This window comes from uncultured Campylobacter sp., from assembly GCF_937921625.1.
In the GTDB taxonomy this organism is placed as follows: domain Bacteria; phylum Campylobacterota; class Campylobacteria; order Campylobacterales; family Campylobacteraceae; genus Campylobacter_B.
In genome coordinates this window covers 33,143-54,168 of sequence record NZ_CAKZTI010000028.1, presented here as the reverse complement: position 1 = coordinate 54,168, position 21,026 = coordinate 33,143, and the positions used below count along the sequence as shown (strand labels likewise).

The following is a 21,026-nucleotide window of genomic DNA, read 5'->3' as shown; positions in this document are numbered from 1 at the left end:
GCAAATACCGTTTATGTATTTAAAACACAAACGAATCTTTGATTTCAAAATTTAGGAAGCGCCGCAATGAAACGCAGAATGATCAAGCTATTCATTTTATTTCTGTTTTTTGTCCTTGTATTTGAGCTCGTCGGCAATCTTTTTAACTTCGGCCGCTTCCCTTTTCATAAAAGCTGCGAGCCGTTTATGATGATAAACCGTCATATAACCGGTGATTCAAACGATAGGTGCATAATGCAACTTATGGAGCAGGGCAACAAAAGAGATCTTTCGCTATATTACTATAAAACTAAATTTAATCTTGAGGAGCCATTGTCCGAACTGGATGAAAAAGCTATAAAATTTTTAAATATTCCAAACTCGAAGATAATCACCGTAAATAAAGACGGCGTGGAAAAGAAATTTTTAATAAGCGATTAAATTTAAATAGCAAGGAAGCCCTGCTTCAATTGCAATATCAAAGCCCAATGGATCGGGAATTTTAAAATTTATGAAATTAAAGGAGGAAACAATGAGTAATCTAAAACTCATACAAAACTGGTACGCTTCCAAATGCGACGGAGAATGGGAGCATGAATATGGCCTTACGCTAGAAACGGTCGATAATCCCGGTTGGTGGATTGAAATCGATGGCGAGAGCGGGAAAAAGCCGATCAAAATAAATATCGATAGAGATGACGAGGATTGGTTTTTCATCAATGCCACGGAAAACGAACTCAAAGGAAGTTGCGGAGCCGAGAATTTAGAGGAATTATTGGAATATGTGGTACAATGGCTAACGGATTAAAATTTAGCTAGATAAAGGAGCCTAGATGATCGAAGTCGAGATAAAAAACGAATCTTGCAAAAAGACCGAAGTTACGCTTGCAAATATCGAAATTGTTAAGGACGCCGTAAAAGAATTCGCCTATAAAAGCTTTAAGGGCAGCTATCTGTTTTTTGATATTTACGGCGAGATAGATATGGATTTTCGCGCGCTTGGAGCAATTGGCGAAGGAGATGAAAACAATATCCGAAAAATAGATCTTAAAAAATATGAAAAAAGCTCCGTAGGCGCCACCGACATATCGCAAGATATGGAGGACGCGAAATTCTGCACCTATTTTAAGCTGGATCAAAGTGAAATTTTAAAGCAAATATTATATTATATAGCCTATGAAAGATTTGAAGGCGGCTATTACGCAAAGGGTAAATTTATAGGCAAAAACAGAGACGATCTTATTTTTATCGGTATCTGCGGCGATGTAAAAAATTGCGCCGAAATAAAGAGCGTCGATTTAGATGAAATAATAAAAAGTATGCCCAAGCTCTCGGAATCAAATAATTTTTATATTAGCGAGTTTATATGAGACCGCTAATGGATCAATAAGATAAATTCTATCGGCAACCGATTAAATTTAAAAAGGAGATACTATGAAATTTAAAATTTTGAAACCGAATGAACTATACGGCTGGGTTTTTAACAAAGATGAAGAACTTTATAAGGCTTTAGGATTTGATTGCTGGATGGATTCGTTTATTCGCATATTAGCTCAAATTCCCGGTACCAGAAAAAAAGATATTTTAGATTACATTGAATATGAAATCTTTGATTGGTACGAATGGTTTGAACTATATGGGATTATCCAAAGCGACTATAAGCTAGCGGACGAAGATAATCCTGAAATTTCAGCCTATCCGACATACGCGGGAGAGTATTTCGGAGTAATGGGCCAACTATTTTTAGGGGGTATGATAGACTTCGGCATAGAGCGCGGAAATTTAAGAAAGAAATGGGCTGACTTCGATACGAATTTATCCAAGATCGATCTAGGGATGTCGCTTTATGAGAAGTGGATCTATTTTAGAGATAATTTCTTTTTTGAGTATAAATTTTTAGAGGAGGACAAAATAACTCCCCAAGCAGAGATAACTTGGAAAGACCCTAACACATGGAGCAGATTTAGCCATTGGATATGTATGACTAATGCGGGCAAAGAGTATCGTGATAAAATTTTAAAGCCGAGGCTTTATGAAAAGTATAAAGATGTGGTTATAGAGGTGTAATTTAGCGATTACAAATAACGAAAATTTATTATGAACATGTTTAATCTAGCAAGCAAAAAAGGACTTTGAATGACTATCTTACCAATATCAACCTTCGACAATGATTTACAAAGAGGCGATATTATAAAATTTAACGACGATGAGCTTATGGTCTGCGATGAGCGATGTTTCTGGACAGAAAATCCTTGCCTTTTAAATTTAAAAAATACCAGATATTTTGAACTTCCTAGCGAGATGCTATCAAGCAAAGCGGGGTTTGTCGTGGATAAGGAGCAATTGATTCGTAATTTAGCAAATTTCGGCATCAATGCGAGCCCCCAGGAGGTATTTATATGCTCCGATAATTACCTTAGTAGCGATGAACTCAAATATTACAAAGAAGATTGCGACGAAGCGATCCCCGGTTTCAGACTGACAAAACCTAGGGATAAATTCGGACGCAATAGACGCATAAAGACAAATTTGATAGAAAAGCTTAGCGTTCCCCTCTTAAAATTTCGCGGAAAGATCAAAGTCGGAGATATTATCGAGTGTAGAAAATCCTGCTATCCATATGAGAAAAATGTAAGCTTTGTCGTAGTAAAAGCAAAAGACGATGATGGAGTAAATTTTATAAAATTGATCGTAATTAGCGGCTACAAGGCGGGCTTATGGGTTTTGCCGTTTTTATTTGAAACGGATAAAAACACAATAGAAGCAGACTGGCTAATTAAAAATTGGAAATATATTTTTGATAGCTGCTGCGATATAAGGCACACCTATGTAAATTTACAAAATCGAAAAGAGGTTTTAAATTTTACCGATAAGCAACTGGAAAATTTTATAAAGATTAAGCAAAAGAGATTTAAATTTAAAAATAAGAAGTGATATAATGCCTCGCCAATCGACATTAACAATATATACGGGCAAGAATACACACAAGGAGAAAATATGGTTAAAGTATTAAAATTTATAATTTGCGCCGTAGTACTTTTGTTATTATTTATAATTTATGAAAGTACTTTGTGTGCAAAGTGCGATTATACGTTTTTTGTAGAGGAAAGGCTTATGGGTAGATTATTGATAGCAATCGATACAAATGATATAAATTTAGTAAGATATATTGCTGCTGAAGGTAGAGTTTGCAAGCAAGCCAATGTCCATAATAGAGCGCTTAAAGAATTAAGAAAAATGGAATCGGAAAATAATAGAACTAATGAGTAAACCGGTTTTTGCGAAACAATAAAGAGAGATATGAAAGAAGCGAAATTTACAAGATGGCTTTCTTGCTTTACTCTTACACGCTTATCTGTTACCGCTCTGCTATCCCGATACTTTGCCGTTTTTTAAAATTTTAGATATAAACGCTAATTTATGCGCACACCTAAACACCGCGTAAAATTCTAAAACTCCGCGTGAAATTTTAAAATTTCAAATCCTTTGCGTCTTGCTAAATTTCTAAATTTTACAGTTTCAAATTTCGCAGACTAAACTCCGCGCTAAGGTTATCGTCTAAAGCAAACAGGCTCCAAGCGCGCGGTAAACGAACTTCTAAATTTCGCCGTGCGCTCGCTTTAATGCAAGCAGTCGCTTCGCGCGAGCGGGCACTTTGCGCGAAGCTTTAGACTACGCAGGCAGCAGCGCGAAGCAACCGAAAGTAGCTATACGGCGAAATTTACGCCAAAACCTCGCCGCGAGCTTTATTTCAGCACCTTGCCTAAAATCCCGGCACCTTTGCCGACGGCGCCGCCGCGAAGCGCGCTTTCTTTTTCCCTCATTACCGCAAACAGCCCATCCAGCGTCTTTTGCGTGATGTAATCGTTCAAATCCTCGCCCTGCTTAGGCAGATACTCGCTCGCGCCCAGTCCGCGCGCGATGTTTTGCACCGCTTCATTGCCCGCGATCTTATTTTGTGCGAAGGAATTTAGCCCATTATACGCCGTCGCGAAGCTGTTTTTGCTCATCATGTCGCTTACGATCGGTCTGAAAACCGCCCGTAGCTTCGCGCCCGATTTGCTCTGTAAATACTCGCTAAGCGCCGTGTCGCCGCCGCCGATGAGCTTTTTAACGTCGGCATCGCTCATAGATTTCAGATCTTGCAAAAATATCTTTGATGCGCCGCTCACCGCCTTGGTAGCGGCATCGTTCATACTCACGACGAGCTCGCGTTCCCATTTATCGCCGCCCACCTTTCTCGCAAGCTTCGCAGCGGCCTTCAGCGAAGGAGGAAGCTCGATTTTAGCGGTCTTGCTGTGGATGTAGCCCTTGGCGAGCTCGCTTGCGGCTCGGTTCGTAGCGGAAGCGAACAGGTCTTTATAGTTTCCGCTCTGAGTCGCACCGAGCACGTCCGCGCCCTGCTTTAGGATATCCGTAACGTCCGCATGCGCAAGCGACAGCGACGCAGCGGCGAGTAAAACCATAAATTTTTTCATATTGCAACCTTTGGATAAAATTTGTGCCATTATGCCAAACTGCGGTAAACGCTCAGCCCGTGCTCGGTTTAAATTTACGCGCTGCGCGGGCGAGCTGAGATAAAATTTTAGGCTAAATTTTAAAGCGGCTTCGAGGCTAAATTTTAAAAGCATTGCTACGACGAGCTAAAATTTTAAAACCGCATTGCGCCTGAGCGTCATTTAAAATTCACGCAGCGCATACGATGCCAACGCAAGACGCACAAAGCATATCGATGAGTGGTTATATCCTCGGCGAAAACGATTGAAATTTTATCAAAGCAGCCAAAAAGCTTGCCGTAAATTTAAAAATCTTAAATTTAAAAGCGAGCTGCGACTTTGGGCGCGATAAGTAGACCTAAACCAGGCCTTGATCCAGCATCGCATCGGCTACGCGGCGAAAGCCCGCGATATTCGAGCCCAGCACGAGATTGCCCTCCGCGCCGAATTCCTTCGAGGTCTCGTAGCTGGTACGAAATATGTGGCGCATGATCTCGCGCAGCTTGCCGTCGACCTGTTCGAAGCTCCACGACGCCATCTGCGCGTTTTGCGCCATCTCAAGCCCGCTTGTAGCCACGCCGCCCGCATTCGCCGCTTTGGCAGGACCGAAAAGAAAGTCTTTTTGCGCGAGCATAAAATCGATCGCCTCAAGCGTGCTTGGCATATTCGCGCCCTCGCAAACCATGCGACATCCGTTGGCATAGAGAGTCTTTACGTCTTGCAGATTAAGCTCGTTTTGCGTAGCGCTCGGAAACGCGGCGTCGCACGGCACGCTCCACACGCCGTTGCGGCCTGCGGGATAGGCGCTTACGGGGATAAATTTTGCGCTAGGGCGCTCCTTGATATATTCGCAAAGCCCCACGCGCAGTTGCTCTTTTAGCTTTTTAAGCAGCGCCACGTCGATTCCCTCGGCATCATAGATAAAGCCCGTAGAATCGCTCACGGTGACGGGCTTAGCCTGCATTTGATATAGCTTTTCGGCTGTGTAGATCGCGACGTTGCCGGCGCCCGAGATCGTGCAAATTTTGCCGTGCAGCGAATCGCCTCTGGTAGCGAGCATCTCGTTTGCGAAATACACGGAGCCGTAGCCCGTAGCCTCGGTGCGCGCGAGGCTGCCGCCCCAGCTTAGCCCTTTGCCCGTAAGCGCGCCGTCAAATCTGCGGGTGAGCTTTTTATACGCGCCGTACATATAGCCGATCTCGCGACCGCCCACGCCGATGTCGCCCGCAGGCACGTCGGTATTGGAGCTGATTAGGCGGTGAAGTTCTAACATAAAAGCTTGACAAAATCTCATAATCTCGCCGTCGCTCTTGCCCTTGGGATCGAAATTTGCGCCGCCTTTTGCGCCGCCGATATTAAGACCCGTGAGGGAATTTTTAAAAATTTGCTCAAACCCTAAAAATTTTAAAACGCCCAAATTTACGCTCGGATGAAAGCGCAGGCCGCCTTTATAAGGACCCAGAGCGGAGTTGAACTCTATGCGATATCCCGTATGCACGCAGGGCTCGCCGCCGTCGCTCATATAGACGACGCGAAACATCATCGTGCGCTCGGGCGCCAAAATACGCTCTAAAATTTTATTTTTCACGTATCGCTCGTCGCGCTTTAGAAGCGGTATGAGCGAGTATAAAATTTCGGTCGATGCCTGGATAAAGACCTCCTGACCGGGATTGGCGCGCTTTAAATTTAGCAGCAAGTCATCGATGTAAGACTTCATAGTTCCTCCTTTTGAACCGGATTAAATTTTAATTTTTTGGCTTTAGCGATAAATTTTTTCAGAGCCAGCTCCTCGCGGACGCCGATCTCATAACCGATAAATTTCAGATAATTTAAAATTTCGCGCTCTTTTATGCCGCGCGAAAGAGCGTAGCTCTGCAGGATATATCTTGGAATTTTAATGTGCGAACGCAAAAATTTCGTCGCCAGGCGTGAGTAAATTTTATCATTTTTCACGCAGCACAGCCGCCCGAAAACAAAGGGCAAGCCCGTACGCTGCTGCCAAATTTTGCCAAGATCGTAGAATTTATCCCCGCCCTGCGAAAGCAGCGCCTTTAGAGCATTATCGCCGATCAGCACCTCGCCGCTAAGATCCAGCACGCGGGCTAGCATATTTGAGCTCATCGACGCAGGATCAAGCCTGGGCGCCGAGTTTTTGCGAACGAGCACGCTTAGCACTTCGCGCTTTGCAACGATTCCCAGAGGCAGCTTGCAGTATTTTGCACGGCGGCTTTCGATGCTTGAGATCACCGCAGCGTCTATCCTGCGGCTATAAAGATCGGCGCAGAGCTTGCTCGGCACCCCTTTTTTAAATTCTATCGATTTTTTAACATAAGACGGCAGCGGAAGGGATTTTAAAAATACGTGAAATGGGAGCAAATTTAGATAATCGATTTTGCCTAGTAACATAACTTTCTCCGAATTTAGCGCAGAAAAGAGGTCAAATTCCGGCGCTAAATCGGAATTTAACCAAAAAATTTCAGGATTTATTTGACCTCGGTGATCGGGATGGATTTGTATTTGCTAAACTCCACTATGCCCTCACCTTTTTTGAAGTGGATGCTCACTCCGTCTTTGTTCTCCATATAGATGCCGTCTGCGGCTCGCTCGCGCTTGAGGTTGTAGCTTTTGCCGCTATCGTCCTCTAGCACGGCGGTATTAAAATCGTCGTTTGAGCTAAGCGAAAGTTTTTTGCCCTGCTCATCGACGAAATAGAAGGTCTTTGCGTTCTCTTGAGTTATGGTTTTTTCGCTCTGTGCTTGCTTATTCATAGCGCTATCCGGGGATTGGCGGAGCTGGTTTGAGCCGCATCCTAGCAAAACTAACGCCAAAGCGGCGCACGATAGAACTTTAAACATATTTCTCCTTTAAATTTAGGTTACACTCGTTGATGAGTGATTTTCGGATATCCCAAAGCTTTTGAGAGAGATCCACTTTGTAGCTTTGCGGATGGACGTTGCGAAGGTGCTCGAGCCAAAATTTGCTCTTCTGCTCCTTGCTAAAACGCGCGATCTCGCTTACCGTGCGGCGCATGCCTACGAATTTGCCCTCCTTGAAAACGGGGCGTAAGAGCTTATGCGCGCTGAAATTCGTTAAAATTTTGCGTTTGTAGGTGTAAAGCGGGTGAAAAATTTCAAGCGGCGCGCTCTCGTCTATACTCTCGTCATCAAGCACGATAAGATCGGCAAGCGCCATGCCGTTATCTTTGTCGTAGAGCCTAAAGACCTGTTTGTAGCCGGGATTATTGATCTTGCGCGGATCGTTTGAAATTTTGATCTTAGCCACGATCTCACCATCTTTTTCGATACCGCTTAGTTTATACACGCCGCCGAGGCTCGAACTGTCTCCGCCGGTAATAAGCCTCGTGCCGATCCCCCAGCTATCGATTTTAGCGTCGAAAAGCTTGAGCTGATCAATCGCGTATTCGTCCAGATCATTCGACGCAGTGATCTTTGCGTCATTAAAGCCTGCTGCGTCGAGCATCTTGCGCGCCTGTTTGGTTAGATACTCCAGATCGCCCGAATCTATGCGGATTCCAAGCGGCTTATGACCGCTTGCGCGCAGCTCCTCAAAAACCTTGATTGCATTCGGCACGCCGCTTGCGAGCGTATCGTAGGTATCGACGAGCAGAAGCGCGCTATCCGGATAAATTTCGGCGTAAGCGCGAAACGCCTCCAGCTCGCTATCAAAGCTCTGAATCCACGAGTGCGAGTGAGTGCCGATCGCAGGGACGTCAAATTTCTTTGCGGCGAGCACGTTTGACGTGGCGCTGCAACCGCCTATAATCGCAGCCTTTGCGCCGTAGATACCGGCGCTTCGCCCCTGAGCGCGGCGCAAGCCAAACTCCATCACCGAATCACCTTTGGCGCTAAAGTTTATGCGCGAGCTTTTCGTAGCGATGAGAGTTTGGAAATTTATCGTATTTAGGATCGCGGTCTCGATGAGCTGCGCTTCCATAATGTTTGCCTTGACGCGGATCAGCGGCTCGTGCGGAAATACGATCTGCCCCTCGTCCATTGCGTAAATTTCGCCGCTAAATTTAAAGCCTCTTAGAAATTCCAAAAATTCCGGCTTAAAGAAATTTAAACTTTTTAGATACGCGATGTCGTCCTCGCTAAATTTTAAGTTTTCGATATAATCCACGACCTCGTTTAAGCCGCAAAATATCGCGTAACCGCCGCCGCTTGGGTTTTTACGATAAAAAACGTCAAAAACCGCTGTCTGATCGGGCTTCGTAAAAAAATAGCCCTGCATCATACTAAGCTGATAAAAATCGGTAAGTAAAGCCAAATCTTTCATTTACGCCTCTTAAATTTAATCTCGCCTCGCGCAGGAGCAAGGAATCATAGCTTTTTAGCTTCTAGGCTCTTTTTATAAGCTGCAGCGTCGAACTCTTTGACGCGAGCGACGCCGTCATCTACCGCAGCTTTTGCGACGGCCGTCGAGATCACGGCAAATACGCGCGGATCGAAAGGATTTGGGATCACGTAGTCTTTACCGAATTTTAAGTTATCCTTGCCCAGCATCTTGCGGATTTCTGCAGGAACTTCTTCGCGAGCAAGATCCGCCATCGCACGAGCGGCCGCAATTTTCATATTTTCCGTAATCTTTTTGGCTCTTACGTCAAGCGCGCCACGGAAGATATACGGAAAGCCCAAAACGTTATTGATCTGATTTGCAAAGTCGCTTCTGCCGGTGCCTACGATCGCGTCGCTTCTTACTTCCTCCACCTCGCTCGGATAAATTTCCGGTACCGGATTTGCAAGCGCAAAAATGATCGGATGCGGCGCCATAGTCTTTACCATCTCTTTGGTTAAAACGCCCGGCTTACTAAGTCCTAAAAACATATCCGCGCCCTTCATCGCATCCTCTAGCGTGCGATCTGCGGTGTCTAGGGCAAATTCTTTCTTTTGCTCGGTAAGATCGGTGCGGCCCTTGTGGATCACCCCTTTGGAATCGAGCATTATGATATGTTTAGCGCCTAAATTTTGATACATCTTCGCACACGCGATGCCCGCAGCGCCCGAGCCGCTAACTACAATCTTCATATCCTCGATCTTTTTGCCGCTGATGATAGCGGCGTTGATTAACCCTGCACCCGTAATCATCGCGGTGCCGTGCTGATCATCGTGCATGACGGGGATATCGACGGCTTTTTGTAGCTCGCGCTCAATCTCGAAGCACTCGGGAGCTTTAATATCCTCTAAATTTATACCACCGAACGTAGGCGCAAGCGCTTTGCAAATTTCAATTATCTTTTTAGGATCTTTTTCGTCGATCTCGATATCGAAGGCATCTACGCCGCCGAATTTTTTAAATAAAACCGCCTTGCCCTCCATTACGGGCTTTCCGGCGATCGCGCCGATATCTCCGAGGCCTAAAACCGCCGTGCCGTTAGTGATGACGGCTACGAGATTGGCTTTATTAGTGTATTTAAACGCGGCTTCGTGATCATTCTCGATCACCTTGCAAGGCTCTGCGACGCCCGGCGTATATGCAAGCGCCAAATCCTCCGCCGTAGCGCACGGGGTTTTTACATTCGTTCCGATTTTACCGCCTATGTGGTACTTCAAAGCCGCTTCAACGTTTACTTTAGCCATTTTATAATCCTTTTTTGATTAAATTTGAAATTCTCGTTTTAACTTCGTCGCTTCCTAAAATTTCACAAATTTCAAAAATCGACGGACTTACGCTTCCTCCCGTGATCGCAACGCGCAGCGGCTGAGCAAGATCCTTTAGCTTGGCGCCGTTTACGTCCAAAAATCCCATCGTCCTTTCCTCGCACTCCTTTGCATTTAAATTTGCGCTTAGAGTATCCGAAAATTTTGCGAGTAAGCTTAGCGAACTTTCGGTTACAAATTTCTTATACGCCTTCTCGTCATAGCAGCTCGGGCGGTTTAGAAGAATTTTAATGCCCTCGGCCATCTCCACTAGCGTCTTTGCGCGCTGTTTGTACTGCTGGGCGATGAGATGTTTTTTCGCATGCGAGCGTATATCGACGCCGAATTCCACAAGCTGCATGGCAAGCTCATCATCGCTCGAGTTTTTAATATAATGCGCATTTAGCCACTCGAGCTTGGTTTGATTGAAGGTGCTAGCGCTCTTGCTAATATGGTTAGGATCGAAGTATCGCTTCATCTCCTCCATGCTAAAAATTTCATCATCCCCGTGGCTCCAGCCCAGGCGCACTAAAAAATTTAGCAGAGCCTGCGGCAGATAGCCCATGCGTTTGTACTCCATCACGTCGGTAGCGCCGTGGCGTTTGCTTAGCTTGCTGCCGTCGGTGCCGTTGATCATCGCGACGTGGTAAAATTTCGGGATTTTAAAGCCTAGCGCATTATACAGCACGATCTGCTTCGGGGTGTTGCTTAGATGATCGTCGCCGCGGATCACGTCTGTGACGCCCATCAGCGCGTCGTCTATCACGACCGTGAAGTTATACGTAGGCGTGCCGTCGGAGCGCGCGATGATGAAATCGTCCAAAATATCGGCGGCATTAAATTTTATCTCGCCCTTTATGCCGTCGTTAAATTCTATCATGCCGCTAAGCGGGGCTTTTATACGCACTACAGGCTCGATCCCAGCAGGCGGCGTGCCGGTAAAGTCGCGATAGCGATTATCGTAGCGCGGGCGCTCTTTGCGAGCTTCCTGCTGCGCGCGCAGCTCATCCAGCTCGTCCTTACTCATATAGCATTTGTATGCCTTGCCCTCATCTAGCAGCTTTTGGACATATTGTTTGTAAAGATCGAAGCGTGAGCTTTGATACACGATCTGCCCGTCATAGTCTAGATTGCACCACTTAAAGGCTTCCTCGATTGCCTTAGCAGCCTCCTGCGAATTGCGCTTCAGATCAGTGTCCTCAATACGCAACAGGAATTTGCCGCCGTTTGCCCTAGCGTAAAGATAACTAAAAAGTGCCGTTCTAAGTCCGCCGATATGTAAATATCCCGTAGGACTCGGCGCAAAACGAGTTACTATCATAAAATTCCTTTGCAAAAATTACCATTTAATGTTATAATCGCGATCTTGTAATTATAAAGCAAAAAGACTAAATAAAGGTTAAAAATGATAAAGAAACTGCTTTTTTCCGCAATGATCTGTGCTGTTTGTGCAAATGCCGAAATAGTAAACGGCGTCATCGCCGTGGTAGATAATGAGCCGATCACCGGCTACGAACTAGCCAAAGTGCAAAAGCTAACGGGCGCTTCGCCGCAAGCCGCGATGGAAATTTTAATCGGGCAAAAGCTGCAACAATCCGAGATTAAACGCCGCGGCATCGCGGTAAATGACGCGGAGATCGACGCGAGACTCAAAGCAATCGCCGATCAAAATAAGCTTAGCTTAGACCAGCTCAAAACCGCTGTGCAAAAGCAAGGTATAAACTACGATGACTTTAAAGCAAATGTCCGCCGCACACTGCTTGAAGAAAAGCTCTACGGTTCGATCTTTTCTGAAGTGCAGCACCGCACGACCCCTGAAAATGTCAAAAAATTCTATAGCCAAAATAGTTCATTATTCACGACTTTCGACAGCATCACGCTCACCCGCTATATCGCAAAATCGCAAGCTCCGCTCGATAAGATCCGCGCAAATCCGAAGCTCCGTCCGAGCGATGTTTACGTGATGCAAGGAACCCTAAAAGCAAACCAAATGGATGAGGGGCTCAAATACATCGTCACGAACGTCGAACAGGGCAAATTCTCGCCGATCATTCCTACGCGAAACGGCTACGAGATGTTTTACGTAAACGACAAAAAAGGGCTTCGTACGCTTGATTTTGACAGCGTGCAAGACAGAGCGATCGAGGGCTACGTGACCTCTGAGCGCAAAAAAGCGATCACCGAGTTCAACGATAGGCTCCGCTCAAATGCCAATATCCGCATTATCGAGCGCCCACAGGCAAAAGCGCAAGGCACAAAAACCGCTCCGAAAGTTAAAGTGCAAAAAAGGCGGTAAATTTTAAAATCCGATGCCGCGCATTAAATTTTATAGAATTTAACGCCGATAACGCAAGGGTAAGCGCGCAGCTTATCCGCTCGCGCGTAAAATTTTGATAAAATTTAAAGGCTTCGTGGTGATAACTATCAAAAATTTTACCGAACTTAAAAGTGATCCTAGAAGTAGCGGCATAAGCGCTGCGGACTTTGGCGCGAGTAAATTTTGCTCCCACATCGATGCCGCCTCAAAACTCGTCGCCGTTTGGAGCGATAACAACAGCGGCGAGGAGCTAAATTTTAAAATTTATACGAATCTACATCATCGTATTGACACAAATTATACTTCTTTGTTTTCAATGCAATATATTTTATAACTCAACAACAATTTTTCTAATAATTTTCGTCTGTAAAAATATAATCTAAACGCATAAAACGCCTATTTGCATCGCTTATATAGTACAAAATAATACATCCAAATTAAGTCGTGCCTAAACCTCAATACCGACTTCCTTAAATTTATCCACAAAAAAGGCGATTTTTTCAAAAACATTTTGCTTCACGCTTAGATACTTTGGATTTAGAGGACTCATTTTAGGTAAAATTTCGTTTAAATCAGTTCCGCTTTCGCTAGCATATCCGCGTTTTAACGACGCGCTAATATACCTTTTTGCAGCATTTTCATTTAAATTTAACGAGCCAATCAGTTCTTTTGCTTCGTGCAACATCTCGCCTTTTGCAAATTTAAAAAATGCCTCAACAACGCCAGCTCTATCTTTTAACTCGTCCAAATCGGTATTATTTATAAAGTCCACTATCAGCCCCTCTTTTGAGCGATTTTCTAGGCTGGCGCGTATGATTCGGCGGATCTCCTCAGCGAGTGCAACTTTATCTTTGATCTTTTTGTTATGCTCAAATATCAATCCTAGAATGTAATCTAAATTTATCTCCTGCGACTTGAGTAGGTCAATCTCAAAGACTACGTCGTCCCAGTCTATTTTTTGTGCTTCTTTTTGCTCGCCCGCTCTTTCTTTTCTTAGCCAGTCTCTTATATCGTTATAGGTAGAGCGGTAGTCTTGGAGCGCTCGCACGCTGGGCACTTTTATGCTTTGCATCTCCTGCAAATCCTCTTCGCTTAGATAAAATTTTTCTTTAAATTCGCGCACGGCATTCTCATCATTCAAATTTACCCCTTGCAGAGCCTGCAGCGCCGCAAATTCGTCATAGTTTTGCAGAGCATTTTCTACGCGAAGATACTCGCCAAAAAGCTTAACAAAATCCTTTTTATCCTTTTGCGTTTCTATTGCGTTAGGATCTGAGAAGCGCGCCTCAAGCTCGCTCGCAACTTCTAGAAATCCTCGTCTGGCCTCGCCGGTAGCAGCATCGGTAAAGCCCTGCATATATTCCTTATAGCTTTTTTCCAAAATTACGTTTTTGGTACTGTTTTTACCAAAAAGCGTGATGGCATCGATCGTAGCTTGCTGCAAGTCTCTAAAAGTCACGATATTGCCAAAGGTCTTAGTGGCGTCTAGGATTCTATTCGTACGTGAAAAAGCCTGCATAAGCCCGTGATAACGTAAATTTTTATCTACGAATAGCGTATTTAACGTAGGTGCGTCGAACCCTGTTAAAAACATGCCCACAACCAAGAGCAAATCGACTTCTTGCTTTTTCATGCGTTCACTCAAGTCGCGGTAATAGTCCTGAAACGACCTGCCCTCGATGCTAAAATTCGTCCTAAAATAGGCGTTATAATCTTTTATCGCCACATTTAGAAATTCTTTTGAGCTCATATCCATCGTCTCTGGCTCAAAATTTTCGTCTGCTATCTCACCTATAACACCCTGCTCCTCGTTTTGCGAAAATGAAAAAGTCGTTGCTACTTTTAGCGGTCGCTCTTTATCTTTTTGTAAATTTTTAAACGCCTCGTAGTATAGCTTCGCGGCCTCGATAGAGCTTACTGCAAACATAGCGTTAAAGCCTTTACCGCTTGCGTTTAGTCGGTGCGTTTTTTGCCTAAAACGATCCAGGATATACTGCGAAATCTCTTTTATACGATCAGGGTGCAAAAATGCCTCTTTACTCTCCGCAGCGCTTAGTTTTAGCTCATCTTTTTCGGTCTCAAATTCTCTAAATTTAGGTCTTACGTTGTTATAATCAACCTTAAATTTAAGCACTTTTTCGTCTCGTACGGCATCGGTTAATATATACGAGTGAAGCTCGCTTCCAAATACGCTTTGCGTCGTCTCCGCCCCTGACGCATTTTGCGGAAATATCGGCGTACCAGTAAAACCGAACTGGAAAAATCGCTTAAATTTTTTCTTTAAATTTTTCTGTGCCTCGCCAAACTGCGAGCGGTGGCACTCGTCAAATATAAAAACGACCTCCTTTTGATATACGGCCAGCTCGCTTTCGCTTTTCATTAGATTATTTAGCTTTTGTATGGTCGTTACTATTATTTTGCCGTCCTCTTTTTCCGTATTTCGTTTTAGTTCGGCGCAGCTTGCGGAGCCATTTACGCTATCTTTTTGAAATTTTTGATACTCCTTCATCGTCTGATAGTCTAGATCCTTACGATCTACTACGAAAAAGACCTTATCTATAAAATCAAGCTGAGTAGCGAGCCTTGCTGCCTTAAAGCTAGTTAGAGTTTTGCCCGATCCTGTCGTATGCCAGATATATCCACCGCCCTCCGGCTTTGCATAGCATTTGCTAAGATGCGAGCTATTTATCTTCCACAATATACGCTCGGTTGCTGCGATCTGATACGGACGCATGATTAGCAGCGTATCGCTCGCATCAAATACGCAGTATTTTATTAGCACGCTTAAAAGCGTATTTTTCGCTAAAAAAGTCGCAGTAAAGTCCTTTATGTCCCTAATTGGCAAATTTTTAGAATCCGCCCAGTTGATAGTAAAATCGAAACTACTCTTGTCGCGTTTTGTGGTATTTGCAAAGTAACGCGTATCCGTGCCGTTTGAGATAACAAAAATTTGCAGGTATTTAAATAGCGAATTTGACGTATTAAAGCTCTCTTTGGCATAGCGGTGGATTTGATTGAACGCTTCTCTTATCGCCACGCCGCGCTTTTTTAGTTCGATTTGCACGAGCGGTAATCCGTTAATCAAAATAGTAACGTCGTATCTATTGACAAACGATCCCGTTTGCTCGAATTGATTAACGACTTGCACGCTATTTCGCGCGATATTTTTCTTATCGAGAAGGTAGATATTTTGTATATGCCCATCATCAAAAACAAAATCATAAATGTGATTGTCTTGGATTTTGCGAGTCTTTTCATTCACTCCGTCGTTTGGCGCGTCGAGATATTCGCTAAGAAACCTAGTCCATTCAGATGACGTAAATTTAACCTCGTTTAGGCTTTCCAGTCGCTGTTTTAAATTTTCTAACAGCTTTGCAGGAGAATTTATTTCTTTTGCATATTCGTAGCCTTGTGCAACTAGATCGTTTATCAGCTCGCGCTCCATATCCGCTTCGCTTTGGTAGGTTGACGGCTGGATGATTTTTTCATAAACGTCCAGGACTATGAAATTTTTACTCTCGGCTATCGGCTTGATTTCGGTCATTTTCTTCCTTTGTTAGTTTCTTATTTAAAATGGTATATTGAGCTAATTTCCTGAATTAAAAATCCTAATACTCTTTTGTCGTTATCGTTTGGCTCAACACTCTCTTCGGCAGAATGTTTAGAATGACTTGAAATATTAATCAGTCTTGTTTCATACGGTTTTGAATCTCCGCCTGGAGTATTCGGCAAGAGATCGCCCCAGCTTTTATAACCAAGAAAAGTAGAAGTCTTTTCCAAAATATTTCTTAGAAAATTAAAATGGTACTTCTTGATTTGATTGCTCTCAATGGCTTTTTCTATCTCGGCTTTTAAATACAGATGATAAGCAAAGGGCGAATCGTTTTCTTGTTCTTCTAAAATATACACCCCGTCTTCATTGTTTTTTAAAACAAATTTATAGGCATTTAGTCCATTGTGCAAAACATTATAAAATAGGGGATTATGCGTAGTAATGATAAATTTTATATCAGATTTGCTCCCCTTTATTCTCTCAGCTAAATTCACAGCTATTTCTATTAGATTGTTCTCGTCCAGCGAACTAACTGGATCATCTATAAAAAAATATTCCAGATCATCAAATTCGTGAGTTGATCGATTATCTGGTTCCGCTATATTTAATTCATTTATTACTTGCCTTATTAATACATAAAAAATACTCCAAATAAAAATACTTTCTTCTCCTTTTGAAATTTTAATATTATCTTCGGAGGCATTGTCATCTATAAAAGAAAAAGAAACTTCTGAAAAATTTGCATCGAATCTAGGTTCAAGCTTTTTACCTACATAAAGCTGAAAAGTATCAATAACCTCTTTATCCAATCCTTGTTCTTGAAATACCCAGCTAGTAAAAGAATTCGGTTGTATTTTTAATTTTGGCTCGACATCATTTTCTATATCGTTATCCCAATAAAATAAATCCTGCGTAAAAGCATTATAATAAATAATTTTCTTTTGGTCAGAGTCACTGTTTTCATCGGCTCCTGATTCTATTAAATTTTTAAATTCTACAGATAAACGAGTCTTGCCCGTACCGTTAAAAGCATAAATTAGCTGTGCTTTCTCATTTGCACTTTTAAGCTGGCTAGCTATCTCATTAAGAGTACCTATAAACACTATATCTCCTTTTTAATTTCCGTAAAGCTTAATAGCCTTTCTCTGTAATATTCATACTGCTTTTGTCTTAGCTTTATCTCACACGGAAGGCCCTCGGCTATAGAGTTCACGAGCGTATCGAATTTGTCAAGGACTTCGACGATTTTGCGCTGGGTTGGTAGTGATGGAACAGGGATTTTATATTCCAAAATAGCATTCTTATTTCCTCGTGGCATTTTTGCGCCTTTTGCATTTTTCATATTATAATCGAAAAATTTATCATCAGCCAAAATTTGATACAAATATCTAGAATTGACGCTTTCGTCGTTTAAACGCAAAACCAAAACGTCGCCACTTGCTCCACCAGTGCAGTCAGCTTGCCAAATTTTCTTTAAATAAGGACGAATATTGCCTATCAAAATATCGCCGCTTTCAAACTTAGTACAATTTCCGCTCGCCGGAACGTATTTTGACGATACTTTCCCTGCTTTATTTTGAAGCAAATTTTCCACGCCGACGTAATTTAGCTCATTTAAAGAGTCAAATTTAATTCTATCGCTCGAGTAGTCTGCAATGCTCCTAAGTGTTTTTAGTTCATACCCCCCCATTTTTATTGAGCTCGTCAAAGCTTAAAAGAAAGTCGCGATAAAATTCGTATTGCTTTTTCCTAGCTGTAAGCTCTGCTGTAAGCTCTGCTGTAAGCAGCGTGAAACAGTCCAAAATGCGGACTATTTCACGCTGTACTTCCAGAGGAGGTACGGGGAGTTTGATTTTTTGAAATTTTGTTTTTGAAATATTAAAACGAGTTACTCCATTGGCCGTCTTAATAATTTGTGCTCTCAGAAATTTACTTCTAAAAATATATTTTAGAAATTCTGGTTCAAATAAACTTAAATCATTTAAACGAAAGCCAAAGCAAAAACTATTTAAATAAATTGGTTCTTCTGGTTTTTTAGTAAGAACAGATGAAAATCCACATTCGTTTCTAGTTTCAGACGAGCCTGTAAATAAAACATCGCCGTAAGCAACTAAATTTTGCCTTTCATTATTTTCTATTTTTACAAATTCAAGCGCATTCAAATCTATACTTAAATTTGAAAAAACATTCATATAGGTTATATATTTTACGTTACCGTGTTTTACAAAATCATCTTTTGTTTTTCCGTTTAAACCACCATAAAAATAACCAATCTCTCCAAGCTCCCTAAACTCCACCCCTTGCGGACAAAGCTCGTTTATCAAATCAAAAATTTTACTCATTTCTTGCCTTTGTCTTTTAGCTTTAAATTTATACTTTTGACGGCGTTTATATATTCTTTCTCGACCGGAGTTAGGTTGTTTTGTCGGTATTTTGCATATTCGGTGTCAACTTTTTTCATAGCCTCGCTATGACTTACCGAGCCAGCATTTTGCAAAACGCCTTTGCCGTAAGTTACGCTAAATTTATCCAGCTCGCTTATCCAGTCTCTCATATACATCGGCTCGCGCTCGTGCGCCTTCACCTCGGCAAGATCGAAAAACGCCGAAACCAAGCGATTTAATCTAAAAAGTTCATCCTCGCTTAGGTAATTTTTCGCCGTTTTAGCCTCGTTTAGCGTCGGCATTTGGCCTTTAAAATTTGTAAGCCCCATAAATTCTTTATCTCCGTTTACTCTACTAAAAATAATCTCGGAGGCGGTTTGCTCGCTAACGGCGTAATGAAGCTTGTTTTGAACTATTTTAAAAAATTTAATACTCTCGTCGCTTTTTGGATCGTAGTCGTAGCTAGTGGCGTAAAGGTCGAGTACTTGGCGATACATCGCTTTTTCGCTACTACGGATATCGCGAATGCGTTCAAGCAACTCTTTGAAATAATCGCCGCCGCCCGTGCCTTTTAAGCGTTCGTCGTCAAGCGCAAAACCCTTTTTTATATATTCTCCTAAGCATTGCGTCGCCCACTGACGAAACTGCGTACCGCGAGATGAACGCACGCGGTAACCTACGGCTATAATCAAAGGCAAAGGATAATAAGCCATTTTACGCTTTATATTGCGCCCGCCTTCATTTTGAACTGTCAACTGAAAGTTGACAGTTGCTTTTTCATCTATCTCATTTTCTAAAAAAATAGCCTTTATATGCTTGCTAATATTTTGTTTGGTCGTCTGGTAAAGTTCCGCGATTTCAAGTTGCGTCAGCCAAAGCTGTTCATCAAATTTTTGCAAAGAAAATCTTGACTTGCCATCGCTTGTCGTGTAAATAATAGCTTTCATATTTCGCTGCCCGAATTTATTTCCGCAACGATTTCGTCGATTTGTTCGCGCAAATTTGAGATTTTAGCCACGGTCTGCTTTATCTGTAAATTTAACTCGTTTATGTCGATAACCTCGCGTGTATCTTTTGCCTCGACATAAGAGCTTACGGCTAGATTGTAATCGTTTTGGACTATTTTTTCATTATCTGCGAGTGCGCATACATGGGCGATATCTTCTTTTTTACCAAAAATTTCTATTATTTTCGCAATGTGTTCGTCAGCTAGGACGTTGTTGTTTGTTCTTTTTTCAAAAAACCCGCTAGCATCTATAAACTGCGTTTTAGTCTCTGTTTTATGCTTTGAAAGAACAAGGATATTAACAGCTATCGGAGTGCCATAAAAAAGATTTGGGGCGAGCGCGATGACGGTCTCGACAAAATTTTCTTTTACGAGATATTCGCGGATCTTTTTTTCCGCACCGCCTCTATAAAAAATGCCCGGGAAACTAACTATCGCGGCTCTGCCTTTTGCCGAAAGGTAGCTGAGTGCGTGCAAGATAAAGGCAAAATCCGCCTTGCTTTTTGGCGCAAGAACGCCCGCAGGAGCAAATCTAGGATCGTTTATGAGCGTCGGATCGTCGCTACCGATCCAGTTGATGGAGTAAGGAGGATTTGAAACGATAGCGTCAAAAGGCCTATCATCGCTAAGCTTTGGATCTAGTAGCGTATCGCCAAGCTCTATGTGAAATTTAGAGTAGTTAACGTTGTGTAAAAACATATTCATACGCGCTAGGTTGTATGTAGTGTGATTTATCTCCTGACCGAAAAATCCATCTTCAACCTCATGTTTGTCAAAACGCTTTTTAGCCTGCAAAAGCAGCGAACCAGAACCGCATGCCGGATCGTAAATTTTATTTACGCGCTCTTGTCCGTACATGGCAAGCGTGGCGATGAGCTTTGAGACATTTTGAGGAGTAAAAAACTCGCCGCCAGATTTGCCTGCATTTGCGGCATAGTTCGAGATAAGAAACTCGTACGCATCGCCGAAAAGATCGATATGGTTGTTCTTAAAATCGCCGAAATCAAGTTCGGCTATACCCTTTAAAACCGCTGTGAGTCGCCTGTTTTTCTCGGTAACGCTGTTTCCTAACCGATTGCTCGTAGTATCAAAATCAGCAAAAAGACCCTTTATGTCCTGCTCCGACTCATATCCGACTGCTGAGCCTTCGATACTTTTAAAAATTTGATCTAAATCAGTGTTTAAATTTGCGTTATTATCGGCATTTTTTAATACATTTTTAAATAGCTGGCTAGGGTAGATAAAATATCCCTTTGTTACAATGGTATCATGCTTTATCGCTTCAAGTTCTGGTGAATCGTCAGACAAACTTGCATAGTCAAAATCATCGTCGTCGCCCTCTATATAATCCGTAAAATTTTCGCTAATATATCTATAAAACAACGTACCTAGGACGTATTGCTTAAAGTCCCAGCCGTCAACAGCGCCTCTTACTTCATTTGCAATACTCCAAATTTGGTTTTGCAAGGCCTTGCGTTGTGTCTCTTCGCTCATTTAATAGTATCTCCTAAAAAATTTATGCATATAGAATGGGGGGGGCTACCGATAAAATTTAGAAATTCCATACTTTAATTTTCGCAGCAAAATTTCGCTTCCTAAAATTTCATCGCAGCATGGTGCCGGCAGAAGGCTGC

21 protein-coding genes are annotated in these 21,026 nt (G+C 42.7%); 8 read left to right on the top strand and 13 right to left on the bottom strand.

The window, feature by feature from the left end:
• The first annotated feature begins 66 nt into the window (after positions 1 to 66).
• The 6 genes from Q0101_RS04475 (at position 67) to Q0101_RS04450 (ending at position 3,249) form a co-directional block, all read left to right on the top strand.
• On the top strand, positions 67 to 420 hold the full coding sequence (locus Q0101_RS04475; protein ID WP_297942753.1) for a hypothetical protein: 354 nt from the start codon (positions 67 to 69) through the stop codon (positions 418 to 420).
• A 91-nt stretch (positions 421 to 511) separates the two neighbouring features.
• A complete protein-coding gene (locus Q0101_RS04470; RefSeq protein ID WP_297942751.1) occupies positions 512 to 787 on the top strand; it encodes an Imm53 family immunity protein in 276 nt (91 codons plus the stop codon).
• A gap of 25 nt (positions 788 to 812) precedes the next feature.
• On the top strand, positions 813 to 1,349 hold the full coding sequence (locus Q0101_RS04465) for a hypothetical protein (RefSeq protein WP_297942749.1): 537 nt from the start codon (positions 813 to 815) through the stop codon (positions 1,347 to 1,349).
• A 64-nt stretch (positions 1,350 to 1,413) separates the two neighbouring features.
• A complete protein-coding gene (locus Q0101_RS04460) occupies positions 1,414 to 2,046 on the top strand; it encodes a hypothetical protein (RefSeq protein WP_297942747.1) in 633 nt (210 codons plus the stop codon).
• 69 nt (positions 2,047 to 2,115) lie between these two features.
• Positions 2,116 to 2,913, top strand: coding sequence for a hypothetical protein (locus Q0101_RS04455; protein ID WP_297942745.1), 798 nt, complete (start codon positions 2,116 to 2,118; stop codon positions 2,911 to 2,913).
• A gap of 63 nt (positions 2,914 to 2,976) precedes the next feature.
• A complete protein-coding gene (locus tag Q0101_RS04450; protein ID WP_297942743.1) occupies positions 2,977 to 3,249 on the top strand; it encodes a hypothetical protein in 273 nt (90 codons plus the stop codon).
• Positions 3,250 to 3,725: 476 nt separating this feature from the next.
• On the opposite strand, the gene Q0101_RS04445 is transcribed toward Q0101_RS04450, so the two are convergent.
• From Q0101_RS04445 to gltX, 7 genes are all read right to left on the bottom strand, one after another.
• Entirely contained in the window at positions 3,726 to 4,457 is a 732-nt protein-coding gene (locus tag Q0101_RS04445; protein ID WP_297942741.1) for a DUF4197 domain-containing protein, read from the bottom strand.
• A 376-nt stretch (positions 4,458 to 4,833) separates the two neighbouring features.
• A complete protein-coding gene (gene gdhA, locus Q0101_RS04440) occupies positions 4,834 to 6,192 on the bottom strand; it encodes an NADP-specific glutamate dehydrogenase (RefSeq protein ID WP_297942739.1) in 1,359 nt (452 codons plus the stop codon).
• Positions 6,189 to 6,881 carry an MqnA/MqnD/SBP family protein gene (locus Q0101_RS04435; protein ID WP_297942738.1) on the bottom strand — a complete coding sequence of 231 codons (693 nt, stop codon included), beginning with the start codon at positions 6,879 to 6,881 and terminating at the stop codon, positions 6,189 to 6,191. Before Q0101_RS04435 ends, gdhA begins: the two co-directional genes overlap by 4 nt.
• Before the next feature lie 77 nt (positions 6,882 to 6,958).
• Complete coding sequence (locus Q0101_RS04430) at positions 6,959 to 7,330, bottom strand: hypothetical protein (protein ID WP_297942736.1); 372 nt, start codon at positions 7,328 to 7,330, stop codon at positions 6,959 to 6,961.
• Positions 7,323 to 8,771 (bottom strand): nicotinate phosphoribosyltransferase, encoded by a 1,449-nt coding sequence (locus Q0101_RS04425; RefSeq protein ID WP_297942734.1) that lies wholly within the window; start codon positions 8,769 to 8,771, stop codon positions 7,323 to 7,325. The genes Q0101_RS04430 and Q0101_RS04425 overlap by 8 nt, the downstream gene beginning before the upstream one ends.
• A gap of 44 nt (positions 8,772 to 8,815) precedes the next feature.
• Complete coding sequence (locus Q0101_RS04420) at positions 8,816 to 10,072, bottom strand: malic enzyme-like NAD(P)-binding protein (protein WP_297942732.1); 1,257 nt, start codon at positions 10,070 to 10,072, stop codon at positions 8,816 to 8,818.
• A gap of 1 nt (position 10,073) precedes the next feature.
• Positions 10,074 to 11,453: a glutamate--tRNA ligase gene (gene gltX, locus Q0101_RS04415; protein WP_297942730.1), complete on the bottom strand. Its 1,380-nt coding sequence runs from the start codon at positions 11,451 to 11,453 to the stop codon at positions 10,074 to 10,076.
• An 84-nt stretch (positions 11,454 to 11,537) separates the two neighbouring features.
• Between gltX and Q0101_RS04410 the strand changes: the two genes are divergently transcribed.
• On the top strand, positions 11,538 to 12,428 hold the full coding sequence (locus Q0101_RS04410) for a peptidylprolyl isomerase (RefSeq protein WP_297942728.1): 891 nt from the start codon (positions 11,538 to 11,540) through the stop codon (positions 12,426 to 12,428).
• 118 nt (positions 12,429 to 12,546) lie between these two features.
• Entirely contained in the window at positions 12,547 to 12,783 is a 237-nt protein-coding gene (locus tag Q0101_RS04405; RefSeq protein ID WP_297942726.1) for a hypothetical protein, read from the top strand.
• A 114-nt stretch (positions 12,784 to 12,897) separates the two neighbouring features.
• On the opposite strand, the gene Q0101_RS04400 is transcribed toward Q0101_RS04405, so the two are convergent.
• The 6 genes from Q0101_RS04400 to Q0101_RS04375 are packed head-to-tail and all read right to left on the bottom strand — an operon-like array spanning position 12,898 to position 20,886.
• Entirely contained in the window at positions 12,898 to 15,993 is a 3,096-nt protein-coding gene (locus Q0101_RS04400) for a type I restriction endonuclease subunit R (protein ID WP_297942724.1), read from the bottom strand.
• Between the two features lie 20 nt (positions 15,994 to 16,013).
• Positions 16,014 to 17,105, bottom strand: a complete 1,092-nt coding sequence (locus tag Q0101_RS04395) for an AAA family ATPase (RefSeq protein ID WP_297942723.1) — start codon at positions 17,103 to 17,105, stop codon at positions 16,014 to 16,016.
• Positions 17,105 to 17,692 carry a restriction endonuclease subunit S gene (locus tag Q0101_RS04390; protein WP_297942721.1) on the bottom strand — a complete coding sequence of 196 codons (588 nt, stop codon included), beginning with the start codon at positions 17,690 to 17,692 and terminating at the stop codon, positions 17,105 to 17,107. The genes Q0101_RS04395 and Q0101_RS04390 overlap by 1 nt, the downstream gene beginning before the upstream one ends.
• Positions 17,679 to 18,344, bottom strand: coding sequence for a restriction endonuclease subunit S (locus Q0101_RS04385; RefSeq protein WP_297942719.1), 666 nt, complete (start codon positions 18,342 to 18,344; stop codon positions 17,679 to 17,681). Before Q0101_RS04385 ends, Q0101_RS04390 begins: the two co-directional genes overlap by 14 nt.
• Positions 18,341 to 19,333, bottom strand: coding sequence for a RhuM family protein (gene rhuM, locus Q0101_RS04380; RefSeq protein ID WP_297942717.1), 993 nt, complete (start codon positions 19,331 to 19,333; stop codon positions 18,341 to 18,343). Before rhuM ends, Q0101_RS04385 begins: the two co-directional genes overlap by 4 nt.
• On the bottom strand, positions 19,330 to 20,886 hold the full coding sequence (locus tag Q0101_RS04375) for a type I restriction-modification system subunit M (protein WP_297942715.1): 1,557 nt from the start codon (positions 20,884 to 20,886) through the stop codon (positions 19,330 to 19,332). The genes rhuM and Q0101_RS04375 overlap by 4 nt, the downstream gene beginning before the upstream one ends.
• Between the last annotated feature and the right edge of the window lie 140 nt (positions 20,887 to 21,026).

Excerpts from the sequence above, each read along its gene's own strand:
- Q0101_RS04475 (WP_297942753.1), top strand. The coding sequence starts at position 67 with ATGAAACGCAGAATGATCAAGCTATTCATTTTATTTCTGTTTTTTGTC.
- Q0101_RS04470 (WP_297942751.1), top strand. The coding sequence starts at position 512 with ATGAGTAATCTAAAACTCATACAAAACTGGTACGCTTCCAAATGCGAC.
- Q0101_RS04465 (WP_297942749.1), top strand. The coding sequence starts at position 813 with ATGATCGAAGTCGAGATAAAAAACGAATCTTGCAAAAAGACCGAAGTT.
- Q0101_RS04460 (WP_297942747.1), top strand. The coding sequence starts at position 1,414 with ATGAAATTTAAAATTTTGAAACCGAATGAACTATACGGCTGGGTTTTT.
- Q0101_RS04455 (WP_297942745.1), top strand. The coding sequence starts at position 2,116 with ATGACTATCTTACCAATATCAACCTTCGACAATGATTTACAAAGAGGC.
- Q0101_RS04450 (WP_297942743.1), top strand. The coding sequence starts at position 2,977 with ATGGTTAAAGTATTAAAATTTATAATTTGCGCCGTAGTACTTTTGTTA.
- Q0101_RS04445 (WP_297942741.1), bottom strand. The coding sequence starts at position 4,457 with ATGAAAAAATTTATGGTTTTACTCGCCGCTGCGTCGCTGTCGCTTGCG.
- gdhA (WP_297942739.1), bottom strand. The coding sequence starts at position 6,192 with ATGAAGTCTTACATCGATGACTTGCTGCTAAATTTAAAGCGCGCCAAT.
- Q0101_RS04435 (WP_297942738.1), bottom strand. The coding sequence starts at position 6,881 with ATGTTACTAGGCAAAATCGATTATCTAAATTTGCTCCCATTTCACGTA.
- Q0101_RS04430 (WP_297942736.1), bottom strand. The coding sequence starts at position 7,330 with ATGTTTAAAGTTCTATCGTGCGCCGCTTTGGCGTTAGTTTTGCTAGGA.
- Q0101_RS04425 (WP_297942734.1), bottom strand. The coding sequence starts at position 8,771 with ATGAAAGATTTGGCTTTACTTACCGATTTTTATCAGCTTAGTATGATG.
- Q0101_RS04420 (WP_297942732.1), bottom strand. The coding sequence starts at position 10,072 with ATGGCTAAAGTAAACGTTGAAGCGGCTTTGAAGTACCACATAGGCGGT.
- gltX (WP_297942730.1), bottom strand. The coding sequence starts at position 11,453 with ATGATAGTAACTCGTTTTGCGCCGAGTCCTACGGGATATTTACATATC.
- Q0101_RS04410 (WP_297942728.1), top strand. The coding sequence starts at position 11,538 with ATGATAAAGAAACTGCTTTTTTCCGCAATGATCTGTGCTGTTTGTGCA.
- Q0101_RS04400 (WP_297942724.1), bottom strand. The coding sequence starts at position 15,993 with ATGACCGAAATCAAGCCGATAGCCGAGAGTAAAAATTTCATAGTCCTG.
- Q0101_RS04390 (WP_297942721.1), bottom strand. The coding sequence starts at position 17,692 with ATGGGGGGGTATGAACTAAAAACACTTAGGAGCATTGCAGACTACTCG.
- Q0101_RS04385 (WP_297942719.1), bottom strand. The coding sequence starts at position 18,344 with ATGAGTAAAATTTTTGATTTGATAAACGAGCTTTGTCCGCAAGGGGTG.
- rhuM (WP_297942717.1), bottom strand. The coding sequence starts at position 19,333 with ATGAAAGCTATTATTTACACGACAAGCGATGGCAAGTCAAGATTTTCT.
- Q0101_RS04375 (WP_297942715.1), bottom strand. The coding sequence starts at position 20,886 with ATGAGCGAAGAGACACAACGCAAGGCCTTGCAAAACCAAATTTGGAGT.